Below are 16,513 nucleotides of genomic sequence, written 5' to 3' on the forward strand. Positions count from 1 at the left end.
TTCTCCTAGAAGCGTTCGGGACGGACGAGGGCATAGACCAGGTAGACCGCCAGGCCCGCCACGGTGATGCCCCCAAAGATCAGATCAAAAGTCATGGGATGGATCCCCCCCTCAGATGCGCTCGCAGGCGCGAACGAACCCGCCGGTCAGGGCGAAGAAGGCAAGCGCGGCAACGACGAACACGATGTCGAACATCGGTGCTCTCCGGTTGAAATTTCAGATGGTCGGAACCTACGCCGACCCGGCATCAAGGTTCCAAGCGGGAGTCCATAAAGGAATCGTAAAGACCTTCTTACCCGCGCTGTCTGAGGGCGGCTCGGCCGCGCTCGATGGCTGTCCGAAGATCGCCCTCGGACAGGCGGTCGCAGCGTAACAGGGCGTGAAGGACGGGATCGGCCAGAAGGTCCGTCAGCGTCGGCTCGTCGCCAGCGCGCGCGAACGGGGCGGTCTGCGTCGTCATCGGGATGCGATGCGCCATGTCCGCTCCTGCGGTTTGATCAGGGAGATCGAGACCGGAGCGATGCCGTCGGCCAATAGACCGAGATCGCGCGCTGCGCGCTCGGACAGGTCGATGATGCGGCCTTTGACGAAGGGGCCGCGATCGTTGATGCGAACCACCACCGAAACCCCAGTTTTGCGGTTGATCACTTTGACCCTGGAGCCGAACGGCAGTCGCAGATGGGCGGCGGTCGCCATGCGGGAATCGTGGATTTCGCCGTTGGCGGTGCGGCGGCCCACGTGCCCCTTGCCGTACCAGGACGCGATGCCATTTTGGGGACCGGGCTCTTCGCCGCGGGCGGCGGCGCACTGCGCCAAGCTGCAAACGGCGATGAACGCCACCGCAGCGGCAAGATGGGGAACGCTATGGACAATACGCATGAAACCTCCTTGACGCTGCACGCGGATCGACCCTAAGCGCCTTGTCGATAAGGTCTCGATACGGTTTTTCGACGACACCGCGTAAGGATCCGTTGATGCGCTGCTTACGCAAAACAGCGTGGAAGCATGATTGTCGTGGGGGGTAGGTTTGCCCCATCGTCAATTGGTTAGGACTGGTCCACCATGTCGATCGCCTTGAAATTGCAGCCTTCCCCTCTTCCTTCCACCCCGGTTCAGTGCAGCCCCCAGAGTCTCCTTGCCGCCACCGCCATTCGGGCGGATGACCGGGTGGTGGTGATCGGGCCAGGCGCTTTCGATCACCTACCCGGGCTGGCCCGGAGCGGATGCAAGCGCGCAGTCGCCCTGCGCTCGGCCTCTTTCGGACGGCGTGAGATGGGGGCGGCCGATGTGATCTGGTTCACTGGGGTCGAGACGATCGGTGCCGACCTTCATGACGCCATCGAACACCTGGAGACATCGCGTATTGTCGTCATGGAACTGGCGCATGACGGCGCCAAGGCCGGGCTGGCCCCCTTCCTCGGACAATTACGCGCCAAGGGGCTGGCCGATCAGACGGTCAGCAAGGCCGGTGGCCGGACCCTGATGGTGGCGTCGCGTCCCGCTTGGTTGCGTTGCGTTGTTTAGGGGACGAGGGATGCGTCATCAATGCCTTGATGGCCTGCGCGGCTCGGCCTCTGCTCATAGATCAAATAGTCATTTCATAGGACGGTCGGTATAAGTCGCCGATGCCTTAAAGCCATGCCACGATCATTGCCACCACGGTAATGGCCATCACCGTGGTGGCAATCCACCCGGCGATCTTAAGAGCCCGAGGCAGGATGAACCCGGCCATGATGGCTGGGCGCATCGCGAGATGCATCATGGCAATCATCACTGGCACGGCCACCACGCCATTGAGAACGGCGCTCCAATACAGCGCCTTGACCGGATCGAGGGCTGTGAAGTTCAGGCCTGCGCCAAGTGCTGTCGCGGCGGCTATCACGGCATAAAAGGCTTTGGCGCGAAGCGGCCTTCTTGCGAGGCCAACATGCCAATACGAGACCTCGCCCAAGGCATAAGCCGCCGATCCTGCCAGGACTGGAACCGTCAGCAGACCTGTGCCGATGATTCCGGCGGCGAAGATGATGAACGTGAAGGGGCCAGCAAGTTCCCGCAACGCTTCGGCCGCCTGGGCCGAGGTTTGAATATTGGTGACGCCGTTGGCATGGAGCGTTGCCGCCGTCGTGATAACGATGAAAAAGGCAATGGCATTGGATATCGCCATGCCGAGATAGGTGTCGATACGAATACGGGAGAATTCGGATTCCGCCTGCTCGGGGGCGCGGATGAGAGGGCGTGCGCCCAGCCTTTCCTTGCTGTCCTCGACTTCCTGTTCGGCTTGCCAGAAGAACAGATATGGACTGATCGTGGTGCCGAGAACGGCAACGATAGCCATCAGATAGTCCGCAGACAGCGACAGCGGGGGCGTGATGACCGCCCACACTACTTCGGTCCATGGCACCTTGACCACGAAAGCGCAGATGACATAGCTGAACAAAGACAGGCACAGCCATTTCAGAATCGAGACGTACCGGGCGTAGCGGGCAAAAATTTCAAGGCCGACCGAGAACAGGCCGAACAAGACGACGTAAAGATGTGCTGGACCGCCGATCAACAGTTTCAGCGCGGCACCCATGGCTCCAAGGTCGGCTCCCAGATTGATGATGTTCGCCAGCAGCAAGAGCCCAACGATTCCTCCCGACAGCCATCCCGGATAATGACGGCGCAGATTGCCGGCGATGCCGTATCCGGTGACCCGGCCGATTCTGGCACTGATTTCCTGGATCGCCGCCATGAGCGGAAAGCTCAGGACCAGGGTCCAGGCGAGACCGTAGCCAAACTGTGCTCCCACCTGCGAATAGGTGGCGATGCCGCTGGGATCGTCGTCGGAGGCACCGGTAATCAGCCCAGGCCCCATGATCTGGAGAAGCTTCGGATGTTCGGTTACGTCAGAGTCTGGCGCACCCAATGCGATCTCTCTCCTCTTGGACGTCGATTCCGACCCCCGCCATTCGTAGGGGAGGCCCCCATGAGGCGAAAGGGTCGGTTGTCGTCACGATCTCCGTCCGCCAAGAGCTCCCAAAAACCAGAGGATGAGAAGAACGGCGAGCACTAAGCCAAAAGCCCCGCCGAGACCGGCGCCGCCATAGAGGCCGTATCCATAATATCCGCCGCCCCCGCCAAGCAGTATTATCAGCAATACGACGATAATTATTGTTTGCATTTCGCGCGCCTTTGTCACTAAACCCACCATAAAGCGGGTTTGTTGTGGATAGGTAATATCTGTATTTTCATTATATAATTAAAATTAATTTAATTGATAGGGTCGGAATTTACTTACCAATGAGTGATTTCCGAGTCTTCACTGGCCAGTTTATACGGACCAAGGTGTTCGTGACATGATGCGGTGGGGCGCGGCCCTGGGAAATATTTCGGCAAAGCAGAAGAGAATGGAAAACAAATTCCCCATCGTTTGTATCGGCGGTTCGGCGAGTGGTCTCGACGCCTATATTCAATTACTTCAGAATTTACCGGCGGATATGGGTGTTGCCATTGTTATTGTTAATCACCTGAAGGTTGTATCCACCCAACTCCACGAGATTCTCCCCCGTTATACGAAGATGCCGGTTGAGTTGATCTCGGAGGGATTGTTCATCCGGCCCGACCGGGTGTTCATCATTCCGTCTCAGCGTGATTTGCACGTTTTTGACGGAGCGTTCCGTCTCAAGCCGACCTCGAAACCGCAGGGGTGGCCCGACGTGATTACGGTGTTCCTGCGGTCCTTAGCCGATCACTGGGACGGCAAGCTGATCGCCGTCATTGTCTCCGGCTATGACGGCGATGGAGCGGCGGCGTTGTGCGACATCAGAGATGTCGGGGGCATTACCATTGCGCAGAGGCTCGATACGGCTGGGCAGCCAGATATGCCGGCGAGCGCCATTGCAAGCGGCTGCATCGATTTTGTTTTGTCACCTGATAAAATTGCCCATGAAATCGTGCAAATCGCCGCATCATCCAAACCGTGGATATAACGGCCCTCAATGACCTCGGGGCAGGACAAGCAAACGCCTGGCAAAGGGGATGCAGATCAAGGCCCCAATTGTCTGGAACGCAATCATCGCCCAAGCATCATTAATGGCTGACGTCAGCGCGGCATTTTCGACGAGCACTTGGAGAGTCGCCTTCATCTCGGCGTCAATGATGACGGTCGAACGCGTGGCAAAGAGGGCCAGTGGGATGCCGACAAATTTGGCAGTGGCAATATCGCCAGCTTGCAGACGGGTCGTGATCTCCGCAACGTGTATGGCCGACCGGCTGTAAATGACGGTGTCGATCAGGGCGAGACCAATGGCTCCCCCAAGGTTACGCATCAGATTGAACAGACCGCTGGCGTCCGGCACCTGGCTTTTTTCCAGGCAACCCAGCGCCAGGCGAGTGGGCGGCAGAAGGCAGAACATGATGGCGAGGCCACGAATAACCTGCGGCCAGAGCATAGCGTCGAAGTCGGTTTGCGGGGTCTGAAAGGCGCTTAGACCGAGGCCGGTGGCAAAAAGTCCGAAGCCGCATGCCGTCAGCAGACGGGCATCGATGCGCTGCTCCAGTATAACGGCGATCGGAGCAACCGAGAGCTGCGCCAAGCCCGTAACCAGCATGATCGCCCCAATCTCCAGCGCGTCGTGATTCCTGACGAAGGCGAGAAAGACCGGCATCAGATACACCGACCCGAACAAACCTATCCCCAGAACAAAGCTCAGAATGCAGCCGATTGTGAAATTGCGGTCGGCGAAACAGCCAAAGTCAATGATCGGGTGGGGGGCGCGGATGGTGCGACGGATAAAGCCGGTTATGCTGGCGACGCTCAGGGTCAGCAGTCCGATTACAAGGCCAGAAATCCATCCCCGCTGTGGCGCTTCCTTGAGCGCGAGTTCCAGCGTCGCCAAGGCCATCGCGATCAGGATTAGCGATTGGATATCGAGCGTGCGGGCCTCGTGGAGGCACATGGGCGATTTCGGCAATAAGGCACTGGCGACAATCGCCGACAGAAGGCCGGGAATGATGTTGATCAAAAATAGCCAGTGCCAGGAATAGGTATCGGTGATCCATCCCCCGACGATCGGACCGACCGTCGGGGCCAGTACCGCCAATACCCCGGCGAGCATAGTGGCGACATTCTGGCGCTCAGCCGGAAAGAGCAGAAAAACCGCCGAAAAAACGGCCGGGATCAGCGTTCCTCCCGAGAATCCTTGCAGAATACGAAAGGCAATCAACTCGCCGAAGCTGTTGCTGGCGGCGCATCCCAATGACGTCAATGTGAAGGCGACGATGGAGATGACGAACAGCAAACGCATGCTTAACAGGCGCGTTAGGAAGCCGGTCAACGGGATGGCGATCACTTCGGCAATGAGATAGGCGGTCTGTACCCAGCTCATTTGGTCGGGCGGGATGGCAAGCGCACTTTGGATCGTCGGAAGCGAGGTCGCCACAACCTGGACATCGAGGATCGCCATAAACATGCCGATGCACATCATGGCAAAGCCGAGCCAGGTGGAAAACATCACAATCCCCGAGGGATACGGTTCATCTCCTCGGGGGGGCCACGCAATCGGCCAAGGGCCTCGTTCTCCGCCCGGATCCGGATGGCGAGAATCGCTGCGTTAGCGACTGAAAATACCAGCGCAAACCATGGCAAATCGAGGCAAAGAGGGAGAACCGCGACCTCGCCCACGACGACGAGATAATTGGGATGCGCAATAAGCCGATAGGGACCGTTCGTGACCAAAGGGGCCCCTGGCAGAACGATGATCCGGGTCGTCCAGCGCCGTCCAAGCGTTGCCAAAACCCAGAAGCGCAGCGCCTGTAGGAGGATAAAGATTGAGAGCCAATACGGATTGAGCGGATTGGTCTGGCCAAAGAGCCATAGCCCAGCCAGCCAGGAGGCATGGAGCAGGACGATCATTGGGTAATGACCTGGAGCGACCTCGTATGCGCCTCGCGCCAACAAGGCCGTGGTATTGCGGCGAGCCAGCCACAACTCGCCCAAACGCTCCGCAGTAACGAAGACGAGCAGCAGGGCTGCCGACGTCATGTGGCGCTCCGGAGGGAGACACAGGTCGCGGTGAAACCCGGCCCCATCGCAGTCAACAAGACGCGGGACGGCGGCCCTGATTGTATGACTCGCTCCAGCACGAAAAGAGCCGTTGGAGCGGACATGTTGCCATAGTCGGTCAAGATCGCCCGCTCGTGGTCCAAAGCCCCCTGCCCCAGGTCAAAAGCCCGCTCTAAGGCGCTGAGGACTTTGGTGCCGCCCGGATGGAATGCAATTCGATCAATATCGTTTATTGTTAAGCCGACACGATCGAGAATAGCGGCAACGGCCGGAGCCATGTGCGTTTCGGCGAAGGGTGGGATGGCGCGGTCGAAAATCACCCCCAGGCCCTGGGGGTCAACCGACCATCCCATGATGTCGAGCGTGTCCGGCCAAAGGTGTTGACCACTCATTTCGATTTCGGCGATGCCCGGTTCGCCAGCACGCAAGACACATGCTGCCGCGCCGTCGCCGAACAAGGCGGTCGCGACGATATTGGCCTTGGTCAAGGTGTCGGGACGAAATGCCAACGAACAAAGTTCGACGACGACCAGCAAGACGATCGTGCCAGGACGGGATTCCGCCAGGCGAGACGCAAGGGAAAGCCCGGAGACTCCTCCGGCACAGCCAAGGCCGAAGACCGGGACGCGCTCGATATCGGCGCGAAAGCCGATGCGACTGGCGACGCGAGCTTCGAGGCTGGGTGTGGCGATGCCCGTCGACGAGACCGTGACCACCGTATCGACCTCGGCAGCGTCGATGTCGGCCGCCTCAAGCGCCTTGGTCGCCACGTCGAAAAACAGTTGGCATCCGCCGTCGAGATAGGCTTCGGTCCGTTCCGGCCAGCCCAACGGTTCGAAATACCAGTCCAGTGGCCTCACGGCATGGCGTTGGCGTATTCCCGAGCTTTTGAAGACCCGCGCCAAGTGTTCGTAATCGCCGATATTTCCTGAGAAAACTCGTCGTGCAGCGACGGCAACATCGTCTTGCTCGATGCAGTGCGGTGGAACTGCTGTCGCAATGGATACAAGGCTGGCTTGTTGGGGCATTGAAGTCCCCTAAATAGGGCTGGTTTCTATTTTTCGTCGGCCCATGCGCGACCGATGGTCGGAGCCGATCCGTGTTCTTTGGCCAAAGAGATTGGCTTTTTAATAAATACAAGCATGCTTGGTAAGCGTGGAAGAATCGGAAATTACTTAATGATCAGGTCTGCGGCGTTTCAGACGACCTTCTGGCCTTTTTCCGATCGCATCTCGCCGCCAGCCACAGTCTGGCTGACATCCTGCGCAATCAACATTGTCGCTTCCGTCTTGGTCTCCACCCCCATAATGCACGATTTTTCGAGTCGGCTTCGCTGACCAGACCGGCGAACCATTCGTCAATGCGTTTGGAAGGGGGTGCGCTTGGTAATCCGATAGACCGCCGCCGGTGGAATATTGAGGTAGACGCGGCCGACATACATCGCCTTGAGGCCCAACCGATCAAGCACCCGCCGTGAAATTGGACAGCGCGGACCGTAAGTAAACTGATAGAACGCTCCGCACTGACGGAGGACGCCAAATGCTCCGGCGAGAATGGCGAGGACATGTTTTGGCGCCATGGACAGCAGCGGAAGCCCGCTGATGACGGCGCCGATCGGCGCACCTGCGAACAAATGAGCCCGGTCAAGCCGTGCCGCGTCGATCGGGAGATGCCGTGCCTTCGGGAACCTTTTCTTGAGAAGTTTACTGAAATCGGCGTCGCTCTCGACCAGTGTCATATCTTCCTCTCGCACACCCCGCGTCAGCAGCGCGCGCGTGAAGACGCCTGTTCCGGGACCGAGTTCGAGGACCGCCCCACAGGTCGATGAGATTTCACGCGTGATCAGTTCGGCCAATGCTGTCCCTGAAGGTGCGATCGCGGCGACGCGAAACGGATGGAAGATCCAGGCACGCAAGAAGAGCAGCACGTCGAGCATTGCAATGTCGTTCATTCGAGATCACCACATGCCGACGACAGTCCGTTTCAAGTCTTTTTGAAGAACCCGACGACGAGCAATACAACACCGAGACTGAGCACGCCTCCGGCCGCTGCGGGAGGGATGAAATGCGACGTACTTTCGGTGGTTTGCAGTTTCAAATCGCCCAACCTGGCCACATCCTTGGTTTCGCTGGTCGTGAAATACGGGATGGCGAGCCCCAGCACGCCAAGAAGAACCAGAATCGCCCCGGCAAGCATCAGTTTACTCATTTGCGGCTCTCCATATTCCCTTTTCTCGACCACCAGGATGGGCGCCAAGAAACCGATCGCAAGCGCTCGAGAGCCTTTTCCATTCGGATGGACTCAGCTCTAGGATTTTGCCTAAGGCCGCAGCCCTCCGGGGCTGGCGTGGCTCAAGCGCCGCTCGGGCTTGTCGCGCATGTCACTCTGACTTCGTTTGAATGAAATGCGCTCTAGGGTTGAATTTCGTCAGATCGGATCCGGCGCTGGATCGTCTCCCCGCTCATCCGCAAGTTCGGGGGAAAGGGAGGAGAGGCGAAGCCCCTGAGAGTAATGCCTGTCGTAACTGGTGTAGAGAGAACCGCTCTCCTCAAGCAGGCCGAACCGGGGGGCATCGTCGGCCTGGGCAGCGCCAGCAGCCACCGGAAGCGCGATGAATAATGTCCGCGCCAGAGGACGAATCCGCGAAGGACCGGTGCGCTCGTAAGCCGTCTTTTCAATTACGTTCGATCAACACTTAGCCCTGAGTCGTCAGCACGAGGTTGACCTCGACGGAGTAGATGCTCCGGGGGGCAGGAGAGCCCGCTCCCCGGAGGAGTTTTCAGTTCGAATACTTGAACTCGGGCAGGCTTTTCAGCGATTCCTTGGTGGCATCGCGGAGCAGGATCTGCTTGTCACGCACCTCAAGGGCGCTAAACGGAACCACGACGAATTTCGCGCCGACGCCGAGAAAACCGCCGACCGAGAGTACCGCGAAGGGCACCCGCTCGCTCGGCGTGACAATCAGGTCGTCGATGGTTCCCACGATCTCGTTGGCCTCGTTGACGACGGTGGCACCCACCACCTTGGATGTCCGGTAGCCGGTGGCCACCGACTTCACGTCGATCTTGAGGAGGCCCAGAGTCTGCGGCGCTCCCTGCGCGAAGGCCGGGGGGGCGATCGCCACGGCAACCAGGGCGGCGCTCGCCAGACGCGTGATCGAACGAATCATGCCATTTCCTTTCAAGTGACGGTGAGCAGGGCAACCCGACCGGGAATGTCGTCCGGCCGAGCCACACGCTTATTTCTTCAGCGCGTCCTTCACGCCGCCGATGGCGTTCTGGATTTTGCCCTCGGCCTTGTCGCTCTTGCCCTCGGCGGTGAGTTTGCTGTCGCCGAGCGCCTTGCCGGCGGTTTCCTTGATCGAGCCTTTGACCTGCTTGGCCGACCCGGCGATACGATCCTTGTTCATGTCTCTATCCTCTTCGACGGATGACGCCCCTTGAAAGGGCGGGTCGGGCGGCGAATCCTCGCGGCCCGCTACCCGATGGTGTGGTCCGCCCGCTGGAGTCCGGAGGGTCGCGCCGTTGCTCGAAATCGTGTCCGAGAGTGAACGGTTCCGGAGGGGGCTGATGTATCGGCACCGAAGGCCGCGTATCGGGAAGCCCTTGGACAAAAACATTGGACCCGATCTTGTTTTATTGCTGCCGCCATATTAACGTATCAGACAAGCATCATTGCAGCGTCGGAATATACCCATAAGTTGTTTTGTTATTTAATAATAGTTTCACGATGTATTTATTAATATAATATCCGTCGATTAGCTGTGGAGACGATCCATACTGGGATTTGACGTCGTGAGTAAATTCCGATGCTTCCACCGTAGCTTCCGGTGACGGCAGAAAGGCGCGCGCATTGGACGATCCCGACACGAATCTCTGCGTGTTTCCATGCTGATAACGCTGACAATCCGCTCGGCCTTGATCACGCGGCCGGACGCCACATCCCGTTTTGATCCCATCAGGAGAGCCAGCGTGAGCCGATCTCTGATCCCAGCCATCCTTGCCATGCTGATCGTCGCCGCCCTCCCAAACCTCGCCGCTGGGCAGGGGGGCACGCTGACCATCGACCAGCCCGGTTTCTACGGTCGCCTTGACCTCGGCGACTCTCCGCCGCCGCGACTGATCTATTCCCAGCCAAAATCAATCGGGCCAATCGCGATGGACCGCGCGCCGATCTATCTGCATGTGCCGCCGGACCACGCCAGGAACTGGCGGAAAAACTGCCGCCGTTATGATGCCTGCGGTGAGCGGGTCTATTTCGTGCAGGAAAACTGGTACAACCATGACTATGTCCGTCGCTCGCGCGACGGGCATCGCGATCCGCCGCATGAGCGCCGCGATTCGCACGAACAGAAGCCTCGCGGCCCGATGGGCAACGACCATCCCGGCAACGGTCATGGTCCCGGCAACGGTCATGGTCCCGGCAACGGCCGGGACCGTTGAGTTTCAAGGCGATGATCAGGCGCCACGCCGAACGGCACCGGACCGACACGATCGGATGGCTGCGTGCGTCGGTCCTGGGCGCCAATGACGGTATCGTATCGACAGCGTGTCTCGTCCTGGGCGTCGCGGCGGCGCAAGGGACCCATCACGCGGTGCTGGTCGCCGGTACCGCCGGTCTGGTCGCCGGGGCGATGTCGATGGCAGCGGGCGAATATGTGTCGGTTCACTCGCAGGCCGATACCGAACAGGCCGATCTCGATCGTGAATGTTCCGAACTCAGAATCGACTCCCCGGGTGAGCACCGGGAGTTGGCCGCGATCTATGTCGGGCGTGGCCTCGATCCGGGCTTGGCGAAACAGGTCGCCGATCAGTTGATGGCACATGATGCCCTCGGCGCCCATTCCCGTGATGAACTCGGCATCTCGGAGGCGCTCCGTGCCCGGCCGCTTCAGGCGGCGCTGGCCTCGGCCGGCAGTTTCTCGGTCGGGGCGGTGCTGCCGCTGGTGGTGGTGGTGGTGGCGCCGCATGACACTTTGCTGGTCGCGGTGTCGGCGACCTCGCTGGTGTTTCTTGCGCTGTTGGGGGGTGTGGCTGCGCGGGTCGGGGGCGCCGGGGTCCGGGTCGGTGCGATCCGTGTCCTGCTCTGGGGAGCTCTGGCGATGGCGGTGACCGCAGCGATCGGAGCGGTGTTCGGATCGGTGGGATAAGAGCGTAAGGGAGAGTCGACCTCTAAGAATTGCTCAAAATGGCTCGCGATGCCGACCAAGACGATATCCGCACCGCCTGCCGCGCCCTGGTCGCCAGGATGGCTGCCATTTGTTAATGCGGCGGGGATTGTGGAGCGGAAGGTGTTCCTTTGCCGACGATCTGCACGATTTCCCGAGCGATATCCTCGGGCGAGAGGATGAAATCGATACAGCCGGTGTTGATGGCGCTCTCCGGCATGTCGGGATGTTGCGCGGTATCAAGCTTTTGCGCGATCGTGATGCCGCCCGCCTCTTTAATGCCGCACAGTGCCGCCGCGCCATCGCCGTCATAGCCGGAAACGATGACGGCGATCAACTGGCCGTCCCAATTCTCCGTCAGGGATCGCAGGAAGACCGTGATCACGTCGGGCCAGCCCCGTGGTTTCGAGATCGGTTTTAAGCGAAACGCCCCATCTTGCATGTGCAGATCGCACTGTTCCGGGATGATGAAGACATGGTTGGGCTGGATCAGCAGCCGCTCGGTGATCAACTCAACCGGCATCGTGGTGTAGCGCGGCAGAATTTCATGAAGCATCGTGGCGACGGTTCGGAGGTGATTGACGATGACGATCGCAACCCCCGTATCGGCCGGGAAATGCCCCAGCAGCCGGGTATACGCATCAAGACCTCCCGCCGAACCGCCGACACATACGACCGGAAAGTCCGTCGCGGAACGATGTGCCGTCAATGGCCGCATCCCGCGTTGCCGATCGCGGAGTGCGCCCGCACCCAGGCGATGAAGTGCCGCATCCAGCCCTCAAGAAAGCTCCGGCTGTCCAGGCCGATGGTTCCGTCCGCGTCGAACAGCCCCTCCTTGGCCTGGATGAAGGCCTCGGGCTGGCCCATTGTCGGCATGTCGAGATTCGCCAGAATATTGCGCAGATGCTGCTGTGCCATCGCCGTACCGACGACACCGACCGAGACACCGATGATTCCGGCGGGTTTTTTCTGCCAGGCGCTCTGACCATAGGGCCGCGAGGCATGGTCGATCGCGTTCTTGAGAACACCGGGAACCGAGCGATTGTATTCCGGCGTGACGAACAGAACTCCCTCTGCGGCCAGGATGCTCGCCTTCAATTGCGTGACCGGTTCTGCCTGGGCGGCATCATCATCTTGATTATACAGGGGAAGGTCGCCGATCGGGATGTGGATGAACGAGACCTCTGGCGGGGCAAGTTTTTCAATCGCCCGCGCCAGCTTCTTGTTGAACGAGTCGCGGCGAAGGCTGCCGACGATTATGGCGATCCGAGTCTGGTTCATGACGTCTCTCTTTCAACGGCGGCACCCGTGTCGGCAGGTCGCCTCAGCGGAACAGGTTCGTGCGGGCGAGATCAATCAGGTCGTCGCTCTTTCCATTCATCATTGCTTTGAGCGCGTAGAGGCCAAAGCCAAGCCCCTGGGTCAGGGTGGTTTTGGGCGGCATCGCCAGTTCCTGACGGTTGGTCAGCACATCGAGAAGAGCCGGGCCGGGATGGTCGAGCACCTCTTGCAGCGCCCCCTCCAGATCGGCCGGGTCCTCGACCCGGCGGGCGAACACGCCCATCGCCCGAGCCATCGCCGCGAAATCGGGATTGATCAGATCGACGCCGGTTTCCAGGAACCCGGCGACCTTCATCTCCAGTTCGACGAACCCCAGCGTGCCGTTGTTGAAGACAACGATCTTCACCGGCAGCGCTTGCTGGGTCAGGGTGATGAAATCGCCCATCAGCATGGTGAAGCCGCCATCGCCGGACAGCGAGATCACCTGTCGTCCCGGAAAAGCGGCCTGCGCGCCGAGCGCCTGCGGCAGCGCATTAGCCATCGAGGCATGGGTGAACGAGCCGATCAGTCGGCGTTGGTCTTTCATCTGAAGATAGCGGGCAGCCCAGATCGTCGTCGTGCCAACGTCGCAGGTGAACACGGCATCGTCGGCGGCGCGCTCGCTGATGAGACGTGCGAGATATTGCGGATGAATCGGCGTCCGTCCGGGATGACCAACCGCCAGATCGTCGAGATCCTGGCGGGCCTGGACATATTTGGCCAGACTCTCGTCGAGATGGGTTCGATCGGTCTTGGCGGTCAGGCACGGCAACAGGGCCGCGATCGTCGCCCCGACATCGCCGACCACACCAAGGTCGATCGGGCAGCGCCGCCCCAAATTCTCGACCCGGAGATCGACCTGGGCGATCTTCGCCCCGGTCGGATAAAATTGCCGATAGGGAAAATCCGTTCCGAGCATCAGCAGCGTGTCGCAGGTCTGAAGCGCGTGATGGCCGGAACTGAGGCCGATCAGACCGGTCATCCCCACCGAGAAGGGATTGTCGTACTCCACCCCTTCCTTACCGCCCAAAGCATGGACGATCGGGGCATTCAGCCGTTCGGCCAGACGGATCACATCGTCATGAGCGCCATAGCATCCACGCCCGCAAAATAACGAGACGCGAGAGGCGGCATTGAGCATTGCCGCCAGCGCGTCAATCGTAGTGCCGCCGGGGCAGACGATTGGAACCGGCGGCAGCAAGGAGGCCGAGGACCGCGTCTCGGCCGAGACATTCATCAAGGCAACGTCTCCGGGAATCACGATCACCGCGACTCCGCGCAGTCCAACCGCCGCCCGGATCGCCGTTTCCACCACGCCCGGCATCTGCTCCGGCGTTGAAACCATTTCGCAGAAATGGCTGCATTCGGCGAACAGGGTCTGCGGATGGGTCTCCTGGGAATAATGCCGGCCGATCTCCGCGCTGGGAATCTGTGCCGCGATCGCCAGCACCGGCACGCGCGAGCGATGGCAATCGAACAGGCCGTTGATCAGATGCAGATTGCCGGGACCGCAACTGCCAGCGCAGACCGCCAGTTGGTCGGTCAGATGCGCCTCGGCCCCGGCGGCAAAGGCCGCGCTCTCTTCATGACGGACGTGGACCCAGTCGATTTCCCCCTGTTGCCGAAGCGCTTCAGTGATCCCGTTCAGGCTGTCGCCGACCACGCCATAAATCCGCTGGACCCCGGCGCGGACAAGCGTCTGGACGAACAGATCGGCAACCGTGTCGGCGCTCATGGAACCAATCCCGTTTTGCCGGTTGCTGTAGTTTCCTCCTTTAATGTCGCTTCCAACGTGATCTCGGGGACGCTGGCCAGCGCCTTCGACAGCGGACAATCACGCTTCGCCCCAGCAGCCACCTCCTGGAATTTGGCCTTGTCGATGCCCGTCCCAGTGGCAATCAGCGTCAAAGCAATGCGGTCGATGGCAAAGCCCTCGCCCTGCGTAACGAGACGGACACTGGCGGAGGTGTCCACCTCGCTAATGACCAGCCCGGCCTTTTCCGCCGCGAACGAAAACGCCATCGTGAAACAGGCGGCATGGGCGGCGCCCAGGATCTCCTCGGGATTGGTGCCACGACGGTCGTTCTCGAACCGGTTGGCGAATCCATAGGGGATGCGGTTCAGCGTGCCGGTTTCTGTACTGATCACGCCTTGGCCGCCCTTGCCTTGGCCTTCCCAATGCACGCTGGCGCTCTTTTCGGTCATCGTGTGGCTCCTTTCGGTGGCTCGGGGTCGTGCGGTTCGGTCTTGGGGGCCAAGACATCGGCCGCCGCTTCCTTCTTGCGCTGCGGCAACACGCTCATGAGAAGGATGAAGGCCGACATCAGCAGGCAGAGCGCGCTAGGCACGCTCAGCGGCACTTCACCCAGCAGCAATCCATAGGCGAGCAAAGCCTAAAGCTCGAAACCGCATCATGGATCAGATCCGCAATCGGCTTGAAAAAGGTAAAGCCGTTCACGCGGCAGCCCCTGCGTGACACGTTCGGAAATTGCGGCCTCGGCGTCGTCCAATCGGGCCAAAAACCCCGAAACATGGTGTTGGTATTCATCCACATCTCGGCTCCGTGGCAAGACCGGTATAGAGGCGACCAACGCCAGAGCCGAACACGAGCGTCGCGATAACCGACACGCCGCTCCTCGACACCGAGGAATCATAACCATGATCGCCAGTGTGGATGAGCCACGGAATCTACCCTGATTGATTTATAGGGGGATTCCCCATCGGCTCGATAAACGGCTTCCGTGGAACTGGACGCCGCGAACGGGCGTTGCCGACGCGGCCTGATGACCACCCAACGCAACAAGATCGCCCGCGTCACGACCATCGCTCGCGGCACCACCGACCTGGGTCGTAGTCGAAGACTGGCTCTGGGATGTCGCCAACGAGATGGAGCCCGAAGACGGCTTGGGGGGCCGAGCGCAAGGAACTGACGCGCGTAACCTCTGCCTGGTGTCAGACCACGCCCTCGGGCAAGCGCACTTCCAGCCGCAAGCCGCCAGTGGGGCCAGCGCGTTCCGCCCACACCCGGCCATGGTGGGATTCAATGGCGCGGCGGGCGATGGCGAGCCCCAGGCCGTAGCCCTCGCGCTGGGGCGAGGCATCAAAGCGCAGGAACGGGTCGAAAATCTTGTCCAGCATGTCGTCGGGCACGCCGGGGCCGCTATCTTCCACCACCACCCGCAGCCCGCCGGTGCCGGGCAGAACTTCCGCAGTGACATCCACAGCGGTACCTTCGGCAGTGTACTTCACCGCGTTACGGATGATGTTCTCGAAGGCGCGGCACAACACTTCCGCGGCTACCGTGGTAACGAAGGCTCCGTGGGCGGAGAAGCGCACATGGCGGCCGGCCGCCTCTGCCTCGAAAGCGGCGTCCTCGATGATGGCGGCCAGCAGTTCGATCAAATCGACCCGCTCACGGGCGATGACGCCGGAATCGACCTCAAGGCGCGCCAAAGTCAGCACCTCGCCCACCATGGCATCCAGCCGCTGCGTTTCGACTTCCATGCGGTCCACCATGGCGGCGGTCTTACCTGGGTCCTGCCGCATCAGGCCGATGGCTGCCTGCATCCGGGTCAGGGGCGAGCGCAGTTCGTGCGAGATGTCGTGCAGCAGGCGCTGGCGCGTCTCGACCAATTGCTGAAGCCGGTCGGTCATGGCGTCGAAATCGCGGCAGAGATCGGCGATCTCGTCACGGCGGCGCCCCATGAGGGGACGCACGCGCACGGTGAAATCGCCCTTCGCCACCGTGTGCAGCGCCTGCCGCAGGTGGCGTAGCGGCCGCGACAGATACCAGGCAAGCGCGTAGCTGAACGCGAACGCGACCAGCGCGCCGGTGGCGGTGGGCAGGAGGATGGGCGGCCCGTCACCGGGCGACGGGCCGCGGTAGCCGAAGAAGCTAAGGAACAGCGCGCCGGCGGCGAACGACACCATCATGGCCAGCCAGAACGAGAAGAACAGCTTCTGGAACAGCCGGCCCATGG

The 16,513-nt window shown here is 60.6% G+C and carries 22 protein-coding genes; 4 read left to right on the plus strand and 18 right to left on the minus strand.

Annotation, left to right across the window (positions count from 1 at the left end):
• Positions 1-5: 5 nt before the first annotated feature.
• The 3 genes from kdpF to BLW40_RS10930 all read right to left on the minus strand — a co-directional run bounded on the left by kdpF (position 6) and on the right by BLW40_RS10930 (position 879).
• Positions 6-95 (minus strand): K(+)-transporting ATPase subunit F, encoded by a 90-nt coding sequence (gene kdpF, locus BLW40_RS10920; RefSeq protein ID WP_074768471.1) that lies wholly within the window; start codon positions 93-95, stop codon positions 6-8.
• Between the two features lie 197 nt (positions 96-292).
• Complete coding sequence (locus tag BLW40_RS10925; RefSeq protein ID WP_074768473.1) at positions 293-478, minus strand: hypothetical protein; 186 nt, start codon at positions 476-478, stop codon at positions 293-295.
• Positions 457-879: a septal ring lytic transglycosylase RlpA family protein gene (locus BLW40_RS10930; protein WP_074768475.1), complete on the minus strand. Its 423-nt coding sequence runs from the start codon at positions 877-879 to the stop codon at positions 457-459. The genes BLW40_RS10925 and BLW40_RS10930 overlap by 22 nt, the downstream gene beginning before the upstream one ends.
• 183 nt (positions 880-1,062) lie before the next feature.
• On the opposite strand from BLW40_RS10930, the gene BLW40_RS10935 reads away from it, so the two are divergent.
• The gene (locus BLW40_RS10935) at positions 1,063-1,524 is read left to right on the plus strand and encodes a hypothetical protein (protein ID WP_074768477.1); all 462 of its coding nucleotides are present in this window, start codon (positions 1,063-1,065) and stop codon (positions 1,522-1,524) included.
• Positions 1,525-1,630: 106 nt separating this feature from the next.
• Here BLW40_RS10935 and BLW40_RS10940 read toward each other — a convergent pair whose 3' ends face one another.
• Together BLW40_RS10940 and BLW40_RS18175 are read right to left on the minus strand one after the other, a co-directional pair.
• Positions 1,631-2,908, minus strand: a complete 1,278-nt coding sequence (locus BLW40_RS10940; protein ID WP_244511141.1) for an NRAMP family divalent metal transporter — start codon at positions 2,906-2,908, stop codon at positions 1,631-1,633.
• 84 nt (positions 2,909-2,992) lie between these two features.
• Complete coding sequence (locus BLW40_RS18175) at positions 2,993-3,193, minus strand: DUF3309 family protein (protein ID WP_425283709.1); 201 nt, start codon at positions 3,191-3,193, stop codon at positions 2,993-2,995.
• 145 nt (positions 3,194-3,338) lie between these two features.
• Here BLW40_RS18175 and BLW40_RS10950 point away from each other — a divergent pair, with 145 nt between their 5' ends.
• Positions 3,339-3,971: a chemotaxis protein CheB gene (locus tag BLW40_RS10950; protein WP_244511142.1), complete on the plus strand. Its 633-nt coding sequence runs from the start codon at positions 3,339-3,341 to the stop codon at positions 3,969-3,971.
• A gap of 6 nt (positions 3,972-3,977) precedes the next feature.
• On the opposite strand, the gene BLW40_RS10955 is transcribed toward BLW40_RS10950, so the two are convergent.
• The 7 genes from BLW40_RS10955 to BLW40_RS10985 all read right to left on the minus strand — a co-directional run bounded on the left by BLW40_RS10955 (position 3,978) and on the right by BLW40_RS10985 (position 9,455).
• Positions 3,978-5,495: a DHA2 family efflux MFS transporter permease subunit gene (locus BLW40_RS10955; RefSeq protein WP_074768481.1), complete on the minus strand. Its 1,518-nt coding sequence runs from the start codon at positions 5,493-5,495 to the stop codon at positions 3,978-3,980.
• A complete protein-coding gene (locus tag BLW40_RS10960) occupies positions 5,495-6,025 on the minus strand; it encodes an isoprenylcysteine carboxyl methyltransferase family protein (RefSeq protein ID WP_074768483.1) in 531 nt (176 codons plus the stop codon). Before BLW40_RS10960 ends, BLW40_RS10955 begins: the two co-directional genes overlap by 1 nt.
• Positions 6,022-7,074 carry a type III polyketide synthase gene (locus BLW40_RS10965; RefSeq protein WP_074768485.1) on the minus strand — a complete coding sequence of 351 codons (1,053 nt, stop codon included), beginning with the start codon at positions 7,072-7,074 and terminating at the stop codon, positions 6,022-6,024. Before BLW40_RS10965 ends, BLW40_RS10960 begins: the two co-directional genes overlap by 4 nt.
• Before the next feature lie 329 nt (positions 7,075-7,403).
• Positions 7,404-7,997, minus strand: coding sequence for a class I SAM-dependent methyltransferase (locus BLW40_RS10970; RefSeq protein ID WP_074768487.1), 594 nt, complete (start codon positions 7,995-7,997; stop codon positions 7,404-7,406).
• A gap of 32 nt (positions 7,998-8,029) precedes the next feature.
• Positions 8,030-8,254, minus strand: coding sequence for a hypothetical protein (locus tag BLW40_RS10975; RefSeq protein WP_074768573.1), 225 nt, complete (start codon positions 8,252-8,254; stop codon positions 8,030-8,032).
• A gap of 571 nt (positions 8,255-8,825) precedes the next feature.
• The gene (locus tag BLW40_RS10980) at positions 8,826-9,215 is read right to left on the minus strand and encodes a PRC-barrel domain-containing protein (RefSeq protein WP_074768489.1); all 390 of its coding nucleotides are present in this window, start codon (positions 9,213-9,215) and stop codon (positions 8,826-8,828) included.
• Between the two features lie 69 nt (positions 9,216-9,284).
• Entirely contained in the window at positions 9,285-9,455 is a 171-nt protein-coding gene (locus tag BLW40_RS10985; RefSeq protein ID WP_074768491.1) for a CsbD family protein, read from the minus strand.
• 562 nt (positions 9,456-10,017) lie between these two features.
• On the opposite strand from BLW40_RS10985, the gene BLW40_RS10990 reads away from it, so the two are divergent.
• The gene (locus BLW40_RS10990) at positions 10,018-10,488 is read left to right on the plus strand and encodes a hypothetical protein (protein ID WP_211656764.1); all 471 of its coding nucleotides are present in this window, start codon (positions 10,018-10,020) and stop codon (positions 10,486-10,488) included.
• Positions 10,489-10,499: 11 nt separating this feature from the next.
• Complete coding sequence (locus BLW40_RS10995; RefSeq protein ID WP_074768495.1) at positions 10,500-11,195, plus strand: VIT1/CCC1 transporter family protein; 696 nt, start codon at positions 10,500-10,502, stop codon at positions 11,193-11,195.
• Between the two features lie 112 nt (positions 11,196-11,307).
• Here the strand turns inward: BLW40_RS10995 and BLW40_RS11000 are convergent, their stop codons facing one another.
• The 6 genes from BLW40_RS11000 to BLW40_RS11025 form a co-directional block, all read right to left on the minus strand.
• Positions 11,308-11,931 (minus strand): chemotaxis protein CheB, encoded by a 624-nt coding sequence (locus BLW40_RS11000; protein ID WP_074768497.1) that lies wholly within the window; start codon positions 11,929-11,931, stop codon positions 11,308-11,310.
• Positions 11,919-12,494 (minus strand): NADPH-dependent FMN reductase, encoded by a 576-nt coding sequence (locus BLW40_RS11005; protein WP_074768499.1) that lies wholly within the window; start codon positions 12,492-12,494, stop codon positions 11,919-11,921. The genes BLW40_RS11000 and BLW40_RS11005 overlap by 13 nt, the downstream gene beginning before the upstream one ends.
• A gap of 43 nt (positions 12,495-12,537) precedes the next feature.
• Entirely contained in the window at positions 12,538-14,268 is a 1,731-nt protein-coding gene (gene poxB / locus BLW40_RS11010; protein WP_074768501.1) for a ubiquinone-dependent pyruvate dehydrogenase, read from the minus strand.
• Positions 14,265-14,738 carry an OsmC family peroxiredoxin gene (locus BLW40_RS11015; RefSeq protein ID WP_074768503.1) on the minus strand — a complete coding sequence of 158 codons (474 nt, stop codon included), beginning with the start codon at positions 14,736-14,738 and terminating at the stop codon, positions 14,265-14,267. Before BLW40_RS11015 ends, poxB begins: the two co-directional genes overlap by 4 nt.
• Positions 14,735-14,923 (minus strand): hypothetical protein, encoded by a 189-nt coding sequence (locus BLW40_RS17800; protein WP_074768505.1) that lies wholly within the window; start codon positions 14,921-14,923, stop codon positions 14,735-14,737. The genes BLW40_RS11015 and BLW40_RS17800 overlap by 4 nt, the downstream gene beginning before the upstream one ends.
• Before the next feature lie 562 nt (positions 14,924-15,485).
• Positions 15,486-16,511, minus strand: coding sequence for an ATP-binding protein (locus tag BLW40_RS11025; RefSeq protein ID WP_074768507.1), 1,026 nt, complete (start codon positions 16,509-16,511; stop codon positions 15,486-15,488).
• Positions 16,512-16,513 lie beyond the last annotated feature (2 nt).

The organism is Magnetospirillum fulvum (assembly GCF_900108475.1).
GTDB classification, from domain to species: Bacteria; Pseudomonadota; Alphaproteobacteria; order Rhodospirillales; family Magnetospirillaceae; genus Phaeospirillum; species Phaeospirillum fulvum_A.